The sequence below is a fragment of the Streptomyces sp. NPDC057002 genome (assembly GCF_042673825.1).
Classification (GTDB): Bacteria; Actinomycetota; Actinomycetes; order Streptomycetales; family Streptomycetaceae; genus Streptomyces.
Map to the genome: position 1 here is coordinate 371,529 of NZ_JBHURZ010000001.1, position 16,815 is coordinate 388,343.

The 16,815-nt window shown below is 70.4% G+C and carries 16 protein-coding genes; 5 read left to right on the top strand and 11 right to left on the bottom strand.

What is annotated here, in order from left to right; genetic code table 11:
- Positions 1-94 precede the first annotated feature (94 nt).
- Positions 95-511 carry a hypothetical protein gene (locus ACFT32_RS01685; RefSeq protein WP_382484569.1) on the bottom strand — a complete coding sequence of 139 codons (417 nt, stop codon included), beginning with the start codon at positions 509-511 and terminating at the stop codon, positions 95-97.
- Positions 512-878: 367 nt separating this feature from the next.
- Here ACFT32_RS01685 and ACFT32_RS01690 point away from each other — a divergent pair, with 367 nt between their 5' ends.
- Positions 879-1,949 carry a ferritin-like protein gene (locus ACFT32_RS01690; protein ID WP_382484571.1) on the top strand — a complete coding sequence of 357 codons (1,071 nt, stop codon included), beginning with the start codon at positions 879-881 and terminating at the stop codon, positions 1,947-1,949.
- Between the two features lie 22 nt (positions 1,950-1,971).
- Here ACFT32_RS01690 and ACFT32_RS01695 read toward each other — a convergent pair whose 3' ends face one another.
- Positions 1,972-2,877: a GNAT family N-acetyltransferase gene (locus ACFT32_RS01695; protein ID WP_382484572.1), complete on the bottom strand. Its 906-nt coding sequence runs from the start codon at positions 2,875-2,877 to the stop codon at positions 1,972-1,974.
- A gap of 304 nt (positions 2,878-3,181) precedes the next feature.
- Between ACFT32_RS01695 and ACFT32_RS01700 the strand changes: the two genes are divergently transcribed.
- Positions 3,182-4,291 carry a PP2C family protein-serine/threonine phosphatase gene (locus tag ACFT32_RS01700; protein ID WP_382484574.1) on the top strand — a complete coding sequence of 370 codons (1,110 nt, stop codon included), beginning with the start codon at positions 3,182-3,184 and terminating at the stop codon, positions 4,289-4,291.
- 80 nt (positions 4,292-4,371) lie between these two features.
- On the opposite strand, the gene ACFT32_RS01705 is transcribed toward ACFT32_RS01700, so the two are convergent.
- On the bottom strand, positions 4,372-4,608 hold the full coding sequence (locus ACFT32_RS01705) for a chaplin (RefSeq protein ID WP_382484577.1): 237 nt from the start codon (positions 4,606-4,608) through the stop codon (positions 4,372-4,374).
- A 217-nt stretch (positions 4,609-4,825) separates the two neighbouring features.
- On the opposite strand from ACFT32_RS01705, the gene ACFT32_RS01710 reads away from it, so the two are divergent.
- Positions 4,826-5,032: a hypothetical protein gene (locus ACFT32_RS01710; protein WP_189727596.1), complete on the top strand. Its 207-nt coding sequence runs from the start codon at positions 4,826-4,828 to the stop codon at positions 5,030-5,032.
- Between the two features lie 54 nt (positions 5,033-5,086).
- On the opposite strand, the gene ACFT32_RS01715 is transcribed toward ACFT32_RS01710, so the two are convergent.
- The 4 genes from ACFT32_RS01715 to ACFT32_RS01730 form a co-directional block, all read right to left on the bottom strand.
- Positions 5,087-5,578: a DUF5709 domain-containing protein gene (locus tag ACFT32_RS01715; protein ID WP_382487004.1), complete on the bottom strand. Its 492-nt coding sequence runs from the start codon at positions 5,576-5,578 to the stop codon at positions 5,087-5,089.
- 158 nt (positions 5,579-5,736) lie between these two features.
- Positions 5,737-7,230, bottom strand: coding sequence for a hypothetical protein (locus ACFT32_RS01720; RefSeq protein WP_382484581.1), 1,494 nt, complete (start codon positions 7,228-7,230; stop codon positions 5,737-5,739).
- 111 nt (positions 7,231-7,341) lie between these two features.
- Positions 7,342-9,705 (bottom strand): glycoside hydrolase family 65 protein, encoded by a 2,364-nt coding sequence (locus tag ACFT32_RS01725; protein WP_382484583.1) that lies wholly within the window; start codon positions 9,703-9,705, stop codon positions 7,342-7,344.
- Positions 9,702-10,442: an HAD family hydrolase gene (locus ACFT32_RS01730; RefSeq protein WP_382484585.1), complete on the bottom strand. Its 741-nt coding sequence runs from the start codon at positions 10,440-10,442 to the stop codon at positions 9,702-9,704. The genes ACFT32_RS01725 and ACFT32_RS01730 overlap by 4 nt, the downstream gene beginning before the upstream one ends.
- Before the next feature lie 95 nt (positions 10,443-10,537).
- Between ACFT32_RS01730 and ACFT32_RS01735 the strand changes: the two genes are divergently transcribed.
- Positions 10,538-11,194: a nucleoside/nucleotide kinase family protein gene (locus ACFT32_RS01735; protein ID WP_382484587.1), complete on the top strand. Its 657-nt coding sequence runs from the start codon at positions 10,538-10,540 to the stop codon at positions 11,192-11,194.
- A 2-nt stretch (positions 11,195-11,196) separates the two neighbouring features.
- Positions 11,197-11,796 carry a hypothetical protein gene (locus ACFT32_RS01740; protein WP_382484589.1) on the top strand — a complete coding sequence of 200 codons (600 nt, stop codon included), beginning with the start codon at positions 11,197-11,199 and terminating at the stop codon, positions 11,794-11,796.
- Here the strand turns inward: ACFT32_RS01740 and ACFT32_RS01745 are convergent.
- From ACFT32_RS01745 to ACFT32_RS01760, 4 genes are all read right to left on the bottom strand, one after another.
- Positions 11,747-13,510: a hypothetical protein gene (locus ACFT32_RS01745; protein WP_382484591.1), complete on the bottom strand. Its 1,764-nt coding sequence runs from the start codon at positions 13,508-13,510 to the stop codon at positions 11,747-11,749. The two genes, ACFT32_RS01740 and ACFT32_RS01745, sit on opposite strands and share 50 nt — an antisense overlap.
- A 2-nt stretch (positions 13,511-13,512) precedes the next feature.
- On the bottom strand, positions 13,513-14,409 hold the full coding sequence (locus ACFT32_RS01750) for a carbohydrate ABC transporter permease (protein ID WP_382484592.1): 897 nt from the start codon (positions 14,407-14,409) through the stop codon (positions 13,513-13,515).
- The gene (locus ACFT32_RS01755) at positions 14,406-15,317 is read right to left on the bottom strand and encodes a carbohydrate ABC transporter permease (protein ID WP_382484594.1); all 912 of its coding nucleotides are present in this window, start codon (positions 15,315-15,317) and stop codon (positions 14,406-14,408) included. The genes ACFT32_RS01750 and ACFT32_RS01755 overlap by 4 nt, the downstream gene beginning before the upstream one ends.
- Before the next feature lie 116 nt (positions 15,318-15,433).
- Positions 15,434-16,765, bottom strand: a complete 1,332-nt coding sequence (locus ACFT32_RS01760; protein ID WP_382484596.1) for an extracellular solute-binding protein — start codon at positions 16,763-16,765, stop codon at positions 15,434-15,436.
- Positions 16,766-16,815: the final 50 nt, after the last annotated feature.

The following is a 16,815-nucleotide window of genomic DNA, read 5'->3' on the forward strand; positions in this document are numbered from 1 at the left end:
GGAGAATTACTCATTACCTGCACCTCGCGCGACAGCGCGTCGAGCGGCATTCCGGCCGACGCTCCGAACCGCTACGGAGTCGGCTTGTAACAGTTCACCACTGGTAGAGGTACTGGTTCCAGGTGCCGTAATATCCGGATCCATAGTACCTCCACGTGTCGGTGTCCAGCAGCAGCACGTGGCCGCCCCAGTAGACCGATTCGTTGAGCTGGTATACGACCCACCATCCCGTGTGGTGCATCGGTGTATGACTCGTGCGCACCGGGGCGCCCTCCAGTTCCTCGGTCGGCGGAGGGGCAATGTGCTCCATCTGCTCGGCGGTCACCGATCCGCTCGCGGCGGTCGGCTCCCCTGCCAGGTGGGGGGGGGAGGTCGGCGGTGCGATGTTCTCCATGGCGACCATGAAGGGATCCTGGGGTTCGCCGGCGCGTATCCGGCTCATCCGGAAGGCTGTTGCTCCTGCCCTCACCCACACCCAGACGCGGTCCTCGCCGAGCTGCTCCCGTTCCATGATGTCGGACTTGGCGAACGAGTAGACGGATCGTCGGACACCACCACCACGATGTTCCCCGGGATGTTCCCGTCCTCGCGGCTGTAACCCTCGAAGGGGACGGTCGAATTGCACCTCGCGGCCCTTTCCATAAGCGAACTGGGGTCGCTTTGTTGAGCCTTCATGAAATCTCGGCCATTTTTGATTCCCTCCTCAATAATCCACCGGAGGGCTTTCACAGACTTGCATCCCCCGTTTCAGCGTGCACCTGCATGCCGATGTGCGCCACCCGTGGAGTTGCGCTTCAGCGAGGCACGTGCGGCTGTGCGACATACGATGAAAAGGGCTTTCGCCGAGATGCTTGAACAGCGCACGAAAGGGGCCTTCCGTGACTGCGCTTGTCGACTACCGGAGCAACAGGATCGTCCAATTGATGCAAGAGCCCGTCGAGCGACGCGATGCGGCGTGGTTGCGGGAAGCTTTGCAGCAAGCCGTCCTCCTGGAACTCGCCACACTCCCGCCCTACTTGTGCGGTCTGTGGTCGATCAAGGACCCGGTCCACGATGAGGGCGTCTTCAACGCCATTCGGGAGATCGTCTTTGACGAAATGTCGCATATGGGCCTTGCCGGCAATCTCCTGACCACCATCGACGGCGTCCCCCGCCTCGCGGAGGAGAGGACGGTTCCGACGTACCCGGGACCGCTGCCCGGCGGTGTCCGACCGGACCTGACCGTCTCCCTGAGAGGCCTGACCAAGAGTTCGCTGGACATGTACGCGCGCATCGAGGAACCCGACCACCCGATCGCGAAAGCCGCGACGGACACCTCGATCGGGGCCTTCTACAGCGCCGTCCTGGCAGCGTTCAGGGAGCATCCGGAGCTGATCACCGGTGCTCACCAGCTGACCAGGAACATGGCACACCACGGCCAGGGCAACAGCATTGTGGCCATCCGATCCCTCGCGGACGCCGAGGCAGCCATCGCCGTGATCAAGGAACAGGGCGAGGGCACCTCGGCGTCACCGGAGAATCCCCACCCCGGAGACGCCGGCGAGTTGGCCCACTTCTATGTCTTCCGCGAGATCTACCACGGCCGCAAGCTCGTCAGGACGGCCGTGAACCCGGACCGGTGGGAGTTCGTCGGCGACCAGATTCCCATGCCCAACTGCCGTCCCATGGCCACCGTGCCGTCCGGGGGCTGGGGAACGACGGGCGCGTCGGCGCCCGACGCCGACACGAGACGACTCCTCGACGAGTGCAACCTTGCCTACAGCGAGATGCTGCGGCTCCTGGAAGCCGCCTGGCAGGCAGATCTGCCGGCGAAGGCCAAAGAGCTGCTGAACAAGGCCGTGGGCCAGATGTTCAGCCTCCAGCAGAGCGCTCCGACTCTGATGGACCGTCCACTGCCCGGCGGCACCGGCCAAACCTACGGCCCGGAGTTCCGGTACGTCTCAGCGTGAGCGAGCCGCATCCGACAGGTTGTCACCTTCCGGTCTCTGCCCGCAGAAGTTGAAAGTTGAGCCGCTCCCTGACCACCGGGAAACCGGCCCTCGCGAAATTCGCCGCCATGGGGAAGTTGCCCTGGTCCGTGGCGGCGGCGACGAACTCCGCGCCCTCTTCGACCAGGAAGTGGGTGCACTCGGCCAGGAGGTCGTAGGCGTAGCCGTGGCCGCGCTGTTCGGGCAGGACCCCGATGAAGCCGATGCACGGACCCGACGGGTTGTGGGCCGGGATGTGGATGCCGGCCGGCTCGCCCCGCGGTGTGTACGCGACCTGCCACCACTCGCGTGGCGAGGGGCACCAGTGGAAGAAGTCGAGTTCCTCCTGCGCCGCCCGGTCGAGTCCGCCCTCCTCGATGGCCCTCAGCGCGTGGACGTCCAGGGTGGCGGAGTGGATCCGGCGCAGCGCGTCGAAGAACACGGCGTCGTCCGGTTCGGCGCGGAACACCAGGCGCCCGGGCCGTCCGGGCAGGCCGTGCTCGGGGGTCCACCGGTACAGCAGGCGTTCGACCAGGAGGTCGTAGCCGGCCTTGCGCGCGGCGGTGAAGCGGGTCTCGGCGGCGGTGCGCAGGGCGGGGACGTCGCGCCACCCGGCGGGGAGGTTCAGTTCGAGTTCCACCTGCCAGGGCGCGGAGCGCAGGAGTGCGGCGCCCGCTTCCTCCTCGCCTTCCGCCACGTCGAACCAGTTGAGGTTGACGGGCTCGGTGTCGTCGGGGCCGCCCCACCAGGCACCGCGGGCGACGACCCTGCCGTCGCGCAGGGCCACCCGTTTCCAGTCGGGGCGGTGCCGGGTCAGCCGGTGGCCCTCGCGGGCGCCCAGCGGGTCGGGCAGGGTGTCGAAGAGATCGGCGGCGCTCGCGTCGAGCGCGCGGATGACCACGTCGGTCATGGACTTCCTCCGGGAAGCATGCTGCGAGGAGCGCTCCCGGTCAGGTCGGTCGAGACACGCCGGGGACGAGGGCAAGGGAGCGCTGGAACGGTGTGAACTGCACGGTTCTGCCCTCCTTCCACGGGTCTCGGGGCGTGGCGCGCCACAGACTACGGGGCCGCCGACGGACCGTCCATCGAATTCCCGGCCCGGCTCGAGGGGCCCTCCGGCCTGACCGACGACTGCGCCCGGCCGACGCTCCAGCCCGTCTGGCCGGCGCCGGTGTCGGCGTGCGGCGCCCGGTCGGGCGTAGCAGCGTGGTGGTGTGAGCAGTGTGCGCGACCGGCTGCCGCGCCGGGACCGGGACCGGCGCGGCTGGCTGCGCGGCGCGCCCCCGCCGGGCTGGGCGCGGGTGCTGCCGTCCGCGCTGCTGGCGGGCGTGTGCGCGGCGGAGCTGATCAGTCCGGAGCCGCTCGACATCGGCTTCCTGCTGGGCGCCATTCCGCCACTGGCCGTGCTCGCGCACGGACCGGCGGCGACGGCGGTGCTGGGGGCGCTGGTGGTGGTCGTGCTGACCATCCCGGTCTTCAGCCTCAATGACCCCGGCAGCACCGATTTACTGACCGTGTGCTTCGTGGCGGTGCTGAGCGTGCTGCTGTCGTTCGTCCGCAGCCGGCGTGACGCCCAGCTGGTCACCGAACGGGCCGTCGCCGAGGCCGCGCAGCAGGCCGTCGTGCCGCCGCTGCGGGAGCGGGTCGGGCCGGTGCGGTGCGCGGGGCTGTACCGGGCCGCGCAGAGCGGGACGCTGGTCGGGGGCGACTTCTTCGACGTACGGGCGGGCCCCTACGGCGTACGGGCGGTCATGGGCGATGTCCAGGGACACGGTCTTTCCGCCGTCGCCACGGTCGCGTCGCTGCTGGGGGCCTTCCGGGAGGCGGTGCTGGACCAGCCGGATCCGGAGGCGGTGGCGGCCCGGCTCGACCGGAGGCTGGTGACGGACTCGGCGGGCGAGCCGCACGCCGAGTTGTTCGCGACGGCGGTGCTGCTCGGCTTCTCCGCCGACGCGAGTGTGGTGCGGATCGTGGCGTGCGGGCAGTCCGGCCCGCTGCTTCTTCGCGACGGGCGCGCCGTCGAGCTGGACATCGAGCCGTGCACACCGCTCGGTCTCGGCCTCGCCGAGGCGACTGCGCCCCGGGTCGTCTCGGTTCGGCTGCGCGCCGGTGACCGGCTCTTTCTCGCGTCCGACGGGGTCACCGAGGCCAGGGACGCCGACGGGGTGTTCTACCCGCTGGCGGAGCGGCTGCCGGGCTTCGCCGAGGAGGAGCCGGCCGCCCTGGCCGAGCGGGTGTGGGCCGACCTCGTCCGGCACTGCCCGGACGTACGGGACGACGTCACGATGCTCGTGCTCGCGCCCGGTCGGGAGAACGGGCCCTGACGGCGGCCGGCGGGGGGGGGCGCGGGCGGGGGGGGGGGCGCCCCCCCCCCCCCCCCCCGGCGGGCCGTACGACCGGTGGATCAGTCCTTGATCGAGCACTTGTTGCCGATGGCGGGGTTGAACGCGCCGATGAAGTTGACCGAGTTGCCGCAGATATTGGCATCGATGTCGATGGGGATCTGTACGACGTTGCCGGAAAGGAAGCCGGGGCTGCCTACGGCGATGGCCTCGGCCTCCGCGTCGGCGCTGGCCGTGCCGGCACAGGCCAGCAGGGCGGCGCAGGCCAGGCCGAACGCGGCGGTCACACGTGTGCGCATGGGAGAGCTCCTGTCATTCGGAGGGGACACGTGTCTCCACCGTCGCCCGGGGTGCGGCGCCGCGACATCGGTGGGCGTCCGAACGGGGGCAAGGGTCTCCCAGGGCCTGATCCACGCCCTCCGGATGCACGCCGCGCTCCCGCGGGGAATGGTGATAACGGACCCGTTTTTCAGCACCGGGGCCGCACCAGCGATCCGGACCCTAGGAGCAGAGAACATGTCGACGTCACAGCCCCACGCGTCCCGGCCGCCCGAGGACCGCGCCACCCCGGACCGCCTGCTCCACGCCCGCACCGGCACCGACGTGTCGCCGGAGGACCTTGTCCTCGCCTCGGGCAAGGACCTCACCCCGCACAACCTCGAATGGGCCAGGCGCAAACTGGCGGCCGAGGGGCCCGCCGCGCTCGAGAAGCTGCTGCCGTAGCCGACAGCCCCCTCGGCGGACGCCGAGGGGGCGAAGCTCCCGGCCGCGGGTGGTTCACGCCCTGTCGTCGTCCCCGGGCAGGGTGCTGTCGTCCTCCACCACGTGCACGGCGGCCTCCTCAGCGCCGGCCGCTCCGCCGTCGATGCCGACGTCGGTCGCGACGGTCTCCTTCGTGGTGTCGGCGTGGGCGCCCTCGTCCGGGGCGACCAGGCGGCCGGCTCGGGCGGTGCCCGCCTCCGGGTCCACCGGTTCGCCGTCGCTGTCGGGGCTGTCGCCCACGTCGTCCCGGGCCGGTCCGGCCGACACGTCGGGGACCTCCTGGGACAGCCGCTCGTCGAGGGTCTCGCCCTCGTGCTGCTCGGCGGCGGTGGTGCCGCTCTTGGTCACGCCGAGCGGCTTCTCCGGCGGGGAGTAGCCCTCGTCGAGGGTGTCGTCGTAGGTCCGTTCGTCGACGGCGTCCTGCAGATCCAGCGGTGCGGCGTCCGCCTGCTCCTCGTTGGTCCCGGTGGGCTGGTACGCGTCGTCCGCCATCGGTTCGGGGCGCATCGGTTCCGTGCCCATCACTTCTGCCTCCCTGTCGCGCGCTGCGGCGACTCGTCGGTCTCAGGTGCCCGTTCCGCGTTTCCCGATAGGCGGGCTCGTAACATCGGCGGCCGCCGCCGCGTCCTGCCGCACCACGGATCCGGCGGGTGCTCGGCGGTCCGTCAGGGGCCGTCCCGCCACGGCCGCGGTGCGACACGGACGTCCAGGTCCGAGATCCGGTGGACGGGCCAGGTGCGGGCATAGCGGGGCGGGGTGCCGTCGGCCGGTGCGATGTGGGCGACCGGAAGACGGTCCGCGGTGCGCAGGATGGCGCCCGCGGTGGTGTTCTCGTTGTTGCCGGAGGTCGCGCCCGAGGAGCAGCCCGTGTAGTAGCCGATCGGGATGGCCTCGTGGCCGGTGAGCAGGCAGGGCGGGCGGACGCCGAGGCGGTGCAGGGCGTCGGCGGTGCGGTCCCAGTCGCGGCGGTTCTCGGTGTTGCGGGACACGGCGCCGTTCAGGACGGCGAGCTGCGCCGCCAGGTGTCCGGCCAGCCCGAGCGCGACCAGCGTGGCGGCCACCGGCCGCCATGTCCCGCGCGGGGTCCTGACCAGGTGCCACAGGGCGTCGGCGACCGGGATCGCGAGCAGGGCGTAGGCGGGTGTGAGGAAGCGGGGCGCCGCGTAGCCGATCATGAAGAGGTACGGCAGAGCGGCCGTGGCGGCGCAGGCCAGCGGGACGAGGGTCCGCCCCAGGCGCCGTGCCCGGGCCGCGACGAGCAGTCCGAGGCCGGCCAGTACGGGCAGGACGAACCACCAGATGAGGACCAGGGGGTTGGGCATCGACCCGGTGCACGGCCGGCACAGGGCCCGGCCGCCGAGGCTGCGCAGCTGGTCGTCGACCGCGAAGTACCAGCCCAGGCCGCCCTGGATGCGCGAGGCCTCCGACAGGCGCTCCCCCAGGCCGCCGTGGCCGACGTAGGCCTCGATCACCCATGGGACGGCGCCCGCGGCGAGGCCCGCGAGGAGGGCGAGGAGCAGGCGCCGGTGGCGGCGCGCCAGTGCGAGGACGAGCAGCGGCACGGTCACGTAGACCGCGTCGGTGGGCCGCATCCACGCCATGAGCGCGGCGCCGGCGGCGACCCCCCACAGGGCCGCCCGGGCGGAATGTTCATGCCGGGCGCGCAGGAAGCAGCCCGCGCAGATCAGGGCGCCGATCGCGACCCAGTAGTTGGGCATGGCCTGCGGACCGTAGAAGAGGGTCACCCACAAGGAGGCGAAGAGGGCGCCGCCGACGACCAGGACACGGGTCGGGAACATGCCCCGCCAGGTGCGCAGGGCCAGGTAGAGGCCGAGGCCGGACAGCAGGGCGAGGTAGACGCGCAGCAGCGGGACCGACGTCGACCAGGACGCCACGGGCGCCACGAGCAGCGAGACACCCCGGGAGCGCGGGGCGCTGAAGAAGGCCGCGGGGGTGTCGGGGGTAACCTGGCTGACGTAGACGATCTCGTCCCAGCCGAGACCCAGCACGGGCCGGACCAGGGCGAGTTGAGCCAGCGTGAAGAGGGCCGCCACCAGGGCCAGGGCCCGGTTCCCCCGGGCTCCGCGGGGCGAGCCCGGCCCGGCCGTCTGTTCGCGTCTTCGCCTGCGAACCAGGATGGCGTTCGAGCCGTCGGTCATGTTCCGCCCCTTGTCCTATTGTCCTAAAACTTGACAAACATGGACAAACTAACCCGCGGGGTAGAGGAACGCAGGGCGGAATACGGCCAAGTGCCTGACGCGAAGTGAGCGTCAGCGGGTGTTGGGGGCCCGGTGCGGCGGCTGGCTCGGGGCCGGACGTGGTGTCAGCGGAGGCACGGTCCGGGTCACCGGGGCGTCCTCACTCACCGTCAGCTCGGTGCCGTGGTGATGGAGCGTCAAGGGCGGGCCGGAGCTCAGGGTGTAGGTGGCGCGGTCGGCGGCCAGCTCCACGCGCAGGCACCGGCCGAGGAACCCCACCGTGAAGGCCAGCCGGCTGAACCGCTCGGGCAGCCGCGGCGCGAACCGAAGGGTCCCGTCGGCGCACCGCATGCCGCCGAACCCGGCGACCAGCGCCATCCAGGTACCGGCCAGCGAGGCGATGTGCAGTCCGTCGCGGGTGTTGTGCTCCAGGTCCCCCAGGTCCATCAGCGCGGCCTCGGCCGTGTAGGCGTAGGCCAGGTCCAGATGGCCCGCCCGGGCGGCCATGACGGCCTGGACGCACGCCGACAGGGAGGAGTCCCGCACGGTCAGCGGCTCGTAGTAGGCGAAGTTGCGGGCGATCTGCTCCTCGGCGTCGCCGTCGAAGGACTCCTCGAAATAGCTGCCACACATGTACATCGCCAGCACCAGGTCCGCCTGCTTGATCACCTGCTTGCGGTACAGGTCGAAGTAGGGGAAGTGGAGCATCAGCGGGTACTGGTCCGGGCCCGTGCGCGCGAAGTCCCAGCGCTGGAAGCGGGTGAAGCCGGCGTGCTGTTCGTGCACACCGAGTTCCTCGTTGTAGGGGACGTGCATGGCCTCTGCGGCGTCCCGCCAGGCGGCGCTCTCCTCCTCGTCGGCGCCGAGCCGGGCCGCCTCGTCGGGGTGGCGTTTGCAGGCGTCGGCGGCGGCCAGCAGGTTCGCCCGGGCCATGAGGTTGGTGTACGTGTTGTCGTCGGCGATCGCGCTGTACTCGTCCGGTCCGGTGACGCCGTCGATGTGGAAGGCCCCCCGGTCGTCGTGGTGGCCGAGAGAGCGCCACAGCCGGGCGGTCTCCACCAGCAGCTCCACGCCGACCTCGCGTTCGAACCTCTCGTCGCCGGTGACCGCCACGTAACGCACGACGGCGTCCGCGATGTCGGCGCCCACATGGAAGGCGGCCGTGCCGGCCGGCCAGTAGGCGGAGCCTTCCGAACCCTCGATGGTGCGCCAGGGGAAAGCGGCGCCGCTGAGGCCGAGTTGGGCCGCGCGCTCCCGGGCGGCCGGCAGGGTGTCGAGGCGCCAGCGCAGTTCCTCGGCGGCGGCCTGTGGGGCGGTGTAGGTCAGCAGGGGCAGGACGAACGCCTCGGTGTCCCAGAAGGCGTGGCCGTCGTAGCCGGAGCCGGTGAGCCCCTTGGCGGGTATGGCGCGCTGTTCGGCGCGGGCGCCGGCCTGCAAGACATGGAAGAGCGCGAAGCGGACGGCCTGCTGGATCTCCTCGTCGCCGTCGATCTCGACGTCGGCACGGCCCCAGAAGTCGTCGAGGTAGGACCGCTGGTCCTCCAGCAGCCCCCGCCAGCCGCTCTGCGCGGCCGCCGCCAGCGCCGCCTCGACCTGGTCGCTCATCGCGGGCCGGGAGCGGACGCCGGACCAGCCGTGCGCGACCAGCTTCTCCACGCGCAGCCGCTCCCCCGGCTCCAGCACGGAGGTGACGGTCAACCGGGCCACGTCCACGTTGCTCTCGCTGCTTGTCGTGGTCCGTTCGGGGCCGGTGACGACGTGATCGGCGGCCACGGCGACCCTGAGGCCGCTGCGCCGGGTGCGGTGGACCAGGCGCAGCCGGCTGCCCGAGGCGAGGTCCTCCTCCGGTTGGAGCGGCGACTTCAGGGCCTTGGCGGCGCGCGGGTCGCCGTCCGGCTCGGGCAGGCTCTCGTTGGTGACCAGCTCCGACTGGACGACGACGCGGGTACGGCTGTCGACGGGCTCCACCTCGTACGCCACGGCGGCGATCGCCCGCTGGGTCAGGGACACCAGCCGCGTGGAGCGCACACGGACGGTGGAGCCGGCCGGGGAGGTCCACTCGCAGACCCGTTCCAGCACGCCCCGCCTGAGGTCCAGGGTCCGCTCATGAGTGACGAGCCGTCCGTAGCGCAGGTCGAACGGCTCGTCGTCGACCAGGAGGCGCAACACCTTGCCGTTGGTGACGTTGATGGACGTCTGGCCGGATTCCGGGTAGCCGTAGCCGGCCTCGGCGTAGGGCAGCGGGTGCAGTTCGTGGACGCCGTTGAGATAGGAGCCGGGCAGGCCGTGCGGTTCGCCCTCGTCGAGGTTGCCGCGCCAGCCGATGTGGCCGTTGGACAGGGCGAACACGGACTCGCTCTGTGCCAGGACGTCGAGGTTGAGTTCCGTCTCGCGCACGGTCCACGGCTCGACGGCGTACGCCCGCTGCTCGATCACTCCCGGCCTCCCAGCTCGTCGAGGTCCTTCACCACCACGTCGGCGCCGTGCTTGTAGAGCGCGTCGGTCTGTCCGCCGCGGTCGACGCCGACGACGTACCCGAAGCGGCCCGCCCGGCCCGCGTCCATGCCGGCCAGGGCGTCCTCGAAGACGGCGGCCGCGGCCGGTTCGATGCCCAGGTCCTCGGCGGCGGCCAGGAACGTGTCGGGGCGGGGCTTGCCGGGCAGCTCGCGCTCGGCGGCGACCACACCGTCGATCCGTACGTCGAAGAAGTGCTCGGCGCCGATCGCCCGCAGCACGTCCCGGCAGTTGGCGCTGGACGAAACGACGGCGGTGCTCAGGCCGTGGGCGCGGACGGCCTCCAGATAGCGCAGGGTGCCGTCGTAGGCCTCGACTCCGTCGGTGCGGATCTTCGCCAGGACCAGCTCGTTCTTGCGGTTGCCGAGCCCGTGCACGGTCCGCGCGCCCGGTGGGTCGTCAGGGTCTCCGTCGGGCAGGTCGATGCCCCGGGAGGCGAGGAACGTACGCACGCCGTCGGCGCGTGGCCGTCCGTCGACGTACTCGTCGTAGTCGGACGCCGCGTCGAACGGCCGGAAGCCCTCGCCGTCGCGCTCGCGCAGGAAGGCGTCGAACATCTCCTTCCAGGCGGCCGCGTGCACGACGGCCGTCTTGGTGACGACACCGTCGAGATCGAAGAGGCAGGCGTGGATGTCTTCGGGTAGACCGAGCTGCGTCATACAAGAACGGTTCCCCGCCCGGAGACGTCCAGTGAGTGGCGCACGCCACATAAGCGCCCCGGACGGCCCTGGCACGGGGTGACACACTCTCCGGTGTGCCGCTCACCTTCGACGACCTCGTCCAACGCGCCCGCGCCCTGCCCCGGGACGGCCGGCGCGCGATCCTCGGCATCGCCGGCAGCCCCGGCGCGGGCAAGTCGACACTCGCCGAGCATCTGGTCCGGGAACTGAACGGCTCCGGCGAACCCTGGGTCGCGCACGTCCCCATGGACGGCTTCCACCTCGCCGACGCGGAACTTGAGCGGCTCGGCCGCAGGGACCGCAAGGGCGCGCCCGACACGTTCGACGCGGCCGGGTACGCGGCGCTGCTGGGGCGGCTGCGCGAGGAGAGACACGAGGACGTCGTGTACGCGCCCGGCTTCGAACGCGTCGTGGAACAGCCGCTCGCGGGGGCGATCCCGGTGCCGCCGTCGGCCCGGCTGGTCGTCACCGAGGGCAACTACCTGCTCCTGGACACCGGCGCCTGGGCCCGGGTCCGGCACCGGCTCGACGAGGTGTGGTTCTGCGAATTCCCCGAGCGGGAGCGCGTCCGCCGGCTCGTCGCCCGGCACGAGCGGTTCGGAAAGTCCCACGAGGAGGCGGTGGCGTGGGTGTCGCGCTCGGATCAGCCCAACGCCGAGCTGGTCGCCGCGACCCGGGGACGGGCCGACCTGGTGGTGCCGGAGTCGGCGCTGCCGCGCGTGGAGGCGTGACCATGGGCTTGGACATCACGGTGCTGGCGGTCGACTGGGAACGCCTCGAGCGGACGCCGTTCGAGGAGCGGTACGCGCTGCTCGAGGATGCCGCGCTGCCCGAGGACGAGCTCGACCTGTACGCGGAGCCGCGGCGCGGCTGGGTGTGGCCCGCCGCGCCGAACGTCCCCTGGTGCGGCCGGTACGAGTTTCACAGCACCCCCGGCTCCTACAAGCCCCACTTCTGGGCGGGGCAGGCGTGGGAGGACGTACGGGAGCATGCCGCCCCGGAAACGCGTGAGCACCTGGACGCGTTCCTGCGGGACCTGATCTGGGACACCGAGGACACCTCGGTCCCGGGGCTGTTCCCCGCGAACACCGACCCCTGGCACCCCCGGCTGCTGCTCGCCTGCCCGCCCGCGACCGTGTCCGCACTGGCCGGGCGCTGGGCACGCGCCGAACCCCTGCTGGAGGGCCTGCGCGAGCCGTACGGCACCCATGCAGCGTGCCCCGGGCGGTGGATCGAGAACTTCGACGAGTTCTCTGTGCTGCTGCGGGAGTGGGGCGTGGTGGTCACCGAGACCGAACGGCGCGGGTGGGGTCTGGTCGGTCTGCCCCTGTGATGCCCGGGCCGGGCCGGCGGGCGCGCAGTGCGACGGTCAGGGTGTGCGGGCCGAGTCCACCGATGTAGACACGGTTCCCGGTCGTCGCGTCGGTGCCGCCCACCACGGTGTAGTCCTGCCCGGGGTCGTACCGCAGTACGTCGCTCCGGTCCGGCCCGGCCAGCGGTTCGCCCGCCTCGACGTCGGCCTCGATCCGGATCTCGTCGTCACCGGCCCGGTAGGTCATCGGCCCGGTCGTCAGGCACCAGCGCCCGTCGCCGACCGGTACGGCTCCCTCCGGCACTCCACCCGGCCGGAAGGTCAGTTCGAGGGCCCAGGGCACCCGCGGTCCGCTGATGTCGATCCGCAGGTCGGCACCGTCGTCCCTCAGGTCCACCTCGACGCGGGTCGTGTGGGAGACCTCGTCCCGGGGCCGGTCCGGGAAGGCCATCGAGGCCGAGAAGCGTCCGTCGTCCACCAGCCGGTAGACGCCGTCGTCCCGCCTCTCGTCCTTCGGCAGCGGCTGATAGTAGGACGCCGTGAGGGTTTCGGTGAGCCGGTACCGGTCGTCGGCGAGCTGTTCCATGCCGGCGGCACGGAACGGGCCCAGGTCGAAGAAGCCCCGTGAGAGACGGACCGCGTCGAGGACCGCGTCACCGGCGAACAGGCGCAGGAAGGTGGGATTGCAGGCGAGGCCCGAGCGGATGCGCCGGTGCTCGGGCACGTCCGAGCCGCCGTACACCACCGTGTGCGCGGTGGCCGAGGCGCGTGCGGCGAGGCGCGCGGTGGAGATGTACCGGTCGCGTGGAAGGGTCTCCGCGGCCGATGCAGGCAGGACGCGGCACAGGTCCGGGGTGAGGAGAGTCTCGGCGAGCAGGTCGGGGTCGTCGATGCCGCCGCCGGCGGCCAGCCGCGCCGCCCGGGCGAAGTCGCCCCGGCCGGTGCGGATCGCGAGCAGCCGGTAGTGCGGCAGGTAGGGCGCCAGCGGGAACGGGTGCTGCTGGTCCTGCCGTCGTGAGAGGACGGTCTCGACCGATCCGTCCGGCCTGATGAGGTCCAGGGTGGTGGCGAGATTGTGTTCGACGGCGTCCCGCAGGTCGGTGCGGCCGAGTACGTCGGCCAGCAGCAGCAGCGAAGGGTTGGACACATGGGCCGCGTAGTTGGCGCTCCGTTCCGAGTACAGGCCCTCCGCGTCGATGTCGACGCCTTCGGAGAGCCACTCCTCGATGCGGGCGAGCAGCCGGTCGTCGGGGAACGAACGGTGCAGCCGGGCCAGCGCCGCGGACAGCTCCCAGCGGTGGTTCGGGGTGTGCACCCCACCGGTCAGGAGGCTGTGGGCGGCGGCGCCGGCGATCTCGGCGAGCGCCGCCGTCACGTCGTGCAGTTCCGGCCCCGCGCCCGCGGCGAGGAGGTGCGCGTCGCACACGTCGTTGACGGTGAACCCGGAGTCCGGCGGTGACTGCACGTTGTCGCCGCCGGCGAAGAGGCCGGTGGGTGTCTGCGCGGCCCGCAGGGCGCGGAGGTGGGTCATCGCCGCGGCGACGGCCTGTCCGCTGCCGTGCAGTGCCGAGTCCGGTGACCGGTACACCGCGACGAGGGTCTTCACCCGGCGCGCCAGAGCGCGGTGGTGCAGACCGGCGGGTTCCTCGTCGGGGCCGGCCGCCAGGGGGGCGACCGACCGGTCGGCGGCGCGGGCCACCGCGCGGACGAACTCGTGGTCGAGCGGGGTGGGCAAGATCAGTCCTTCAGTCCGGCGTTGATGTCGGCGTTCATGACGTAGCGCTGGAACACCAGGAAGACGACGATCAGCGGAATCATGGTGATGACCGAGCCGCCGAGCACCACCGACCAGTTGATGTTCTGCGCGCCGACGAGGCTCTGGATGCCGATCTGCACGGTGAACTTGTTGGGGTCGTTGAGCATCAGCAGCGGGAAGATGTAGTCGTTCCATCGCCACTGGAACGACAGGATGGCGAGGGTCAGCATGATGGGCCGGGAGATCGGCACCATGATCCGCAGGAAGATCGACAGTTCACGCGCCCCGTCGATGCGGGCGGCCTCGATGAGCTCGTCGGGGACCGTCAGGAAGAACTGGCGGAACATGAAGCATCCGGTCGCGGTGAGCAAGGCCGGGACGATGATGCCGGTGAGCGAGTTGTACAGGCCCAGGTCGCGGACCACCAGGAACTGCGGGGCGAGCATGACCTCGCCCGGCAGCATCGTGGTGGCCAGGATGCCGACGAAGAAGACCTTGAGCCACGTGTTGTCGTACTTGGCCAGCGCGTACCCCGTGCAGCAGCTGACCCCCACCGTGAGGATCGTCGCGATCACACACACGATGGCCGTGTTGATGAAGTACTGGGAGAAGTTGGCGCCGTCCCACGCTGCCTTGTAGCCCGACAGGGTTGGGTCGTCCGGAAACAGCGACAGCGAGGAGAACAGGTCTCCCGCCGGCTTGAACGAGCTGAGGACGAACCACAGCACCGGAAACCCGTAGATGGCCGCCAGGACCCACAGCAGTGTCGTCGCGGGCACCGCGCGCCGAAGCCCGCCGCTGGCAGCCCCGGGCCGCTTCTTGGGAACAGCCCGTCCGGGCCCGGCGTCGACCTTGCTTGGCATGTCTGTGGTTGTCATCGGTTCTCCACCCGCCGGTTGACCATCAGCTGGATGACCGCGACGGCCATCAGGATGAGCATGAGCACGAACGACGCGGCGCTCGCGTAGCCGATCTGGCCCGACTTGAAGCCGGTCTGGTAGATGTACTGCACAAGCAGGTTGTTCGACGTTCCGGGTCCGCCGTTGTTGAGGGAGGCGAACAGCGGGTACTCCTTCATCCCGTGGATCGTGTTGAGCAGGATGACGATGAAGGACGTGGGCGCGATGCTCGGCAGTGTGATGCTGATGAACTGGCGCCACGGACCGGCGCCGTCGAGCGCGGCCGCCTCGTAGTACGACACCGGTACGTTCTTGATCGCCGCGATGAACAGCAGCATGGAGAAGCCCGTCCAGGCCCAGGATGCCGCCACCACCACCACGATCAGCGACAGGTCCGCGTTCGACTGCCACGGAACGGCACTTCCGCCGAGCTTCTCGATGACGTGGTTGACCAGTCCGAAGTTCTCACCGAACAGCCACCGCCACAGGACACCCACGACGATGGGCGACAGAAGCCACGGGATGAAGAAGAAGACGCGGGCGACCGACACGCCCTTGGCGTGCTTGCTCACCAGCACATTGGCGATGAGCAGCGACAACACGAAGTTCAGCGGAACGAAGAGCACGGTGTACAGCAGCGTCCGGGTCAGCGCGTCGAAGAAGGTGGAGTCCCCGAACAGGTTGCTGTAGTTGTCCAGTCCGACGAACTGGAACGCCCCGATGCCCGTGTAGTTCGTGAAGGAGTAGACGAGCCCGATCACCGCCGGCCAGACGAAGAACAGCGCGAAGAGCACGGCATTGCCCGCGATGAGGACGAGCGGCGCGACGGTGTACTTACTGCGTCTCCTGGGCGGGCTCGCGGACAAGGCCGAGGCGCGTTTTGTCATCTTCCTGACTCCGTGCTGGTGGAATGGATTGCTGTGGGCTCAGGCCATGAGCCCGGCATCACGTGGGCGCCCAGGGCCGGGCGGCGGGTCTGGACCCCGCCGCCCGGCCCTGTGGTCTACGATGCGCCGCCGACCTGCTGGTTGTAGCCGGCCACGATGTTCTCCAGGGCCTTGTCGGCCGACTGCTGGCCGTTGATCGCCTTGCCGAGCTCCGTCGGCGTCGGGTCCTCGGTGATGCTCTTGCCCTTCAGCGCCCAGCCCGTCTGCGCGGTGTTGAAGTAGCCGGAGATCGGGTCGTACAGCGGGATCGACTCGTTGTACAGCTTGAACGCCGCCTGCGCCGCCTCGGACTTGAAGGGGTACTTCGGGTTCAGGCCGGTCTCGACGGGCAGGAACCCGGACGCCTCGCACAGCGCCTGGTAGTGGGCCGGCTCGTACAGCCAGGACAGGAACTTCTCCGCCGCGGCGGCCGCGTCGCCGTTGTTGTTGAAGCCCACCGTCATGCCGCCGCTGTTGACGTCGCTGGCCTGCACCGGCTCGGCGGGAGTCGGGACGCTCGCCCACTCGAACTTCGTGATGCTCTCCGCGTAGGCGGCGACCTGCCACACGCCGGACCAGTAGGCGACGACGTCACCGCTCTGGAACATGGCCGACGGGTCGGCCTCGCTGGTCCACACCGACTTCGGCATGGTCTTGTCGTCGTTCCATCCGACGAAGGTGTTCACGGCCTTCTTGGTCGCCGCGTCCACCGAGAACTTGCCGGAGTCGTCGGCGTGGACGTACTTGCCGCCCATCTCGTACACCATGGCGCGGAGCCGGGACGGCGACGGGTCGAAGGTCAGGGAGTACTTGGCGTCGGTCTTCTCCCGGACCTTGTTCGCCGCCTTGATGAACTCGGTCCAGGTCCAGGTCTTGTCGGGCGAGGTCGGGTAGTCGACGCCGGCCTTCTCGAAGAGCGACTTGTTGATGAACATGCCGGACGCGGTGATGTCCGAGGGGATGGACAGCACCTTCCCGGACGAGTCCTTGGCGACGAAGTTCTTGTTGATCTTGTTGCTCTTCTTGTTGGCGATGGAGCCGAGGTCGATCAGCTTGTTCGCCCAGATCGGGTCCAGCTTCGGCACCGACGCCACGTCGGGCAGGGAGTTCGCCTGCGCGGCATTGCGCAGCTTCGCGTCGTAGCCGTCGTAGGGGATGTTGACGAGCTTGACCTTGACGCCGGTTTCCTTCTTGTACTGCGCCACCATCTTCTTCCAGCCCGCGTCCTGCCCCGGAACCGTGGAGATCCAGAACGTCAGCGACTTGGAGGTCCCGCCGGAGCCGGAATCCGACCCGCCGCAGGCGGAGAGGAGGAGGGCGCCCGCCGTCGCCACGGCAGCGAGGGGAACAACGCGGCGTATGCCACCGCGGCCGAGTCGGCGCGAGCGCCGCACACCCAGACTGGTCATCTTCAATCCCTTTTCGTCGTAGCGGAAGAAGCACGGCGCCAGCCGAGGCG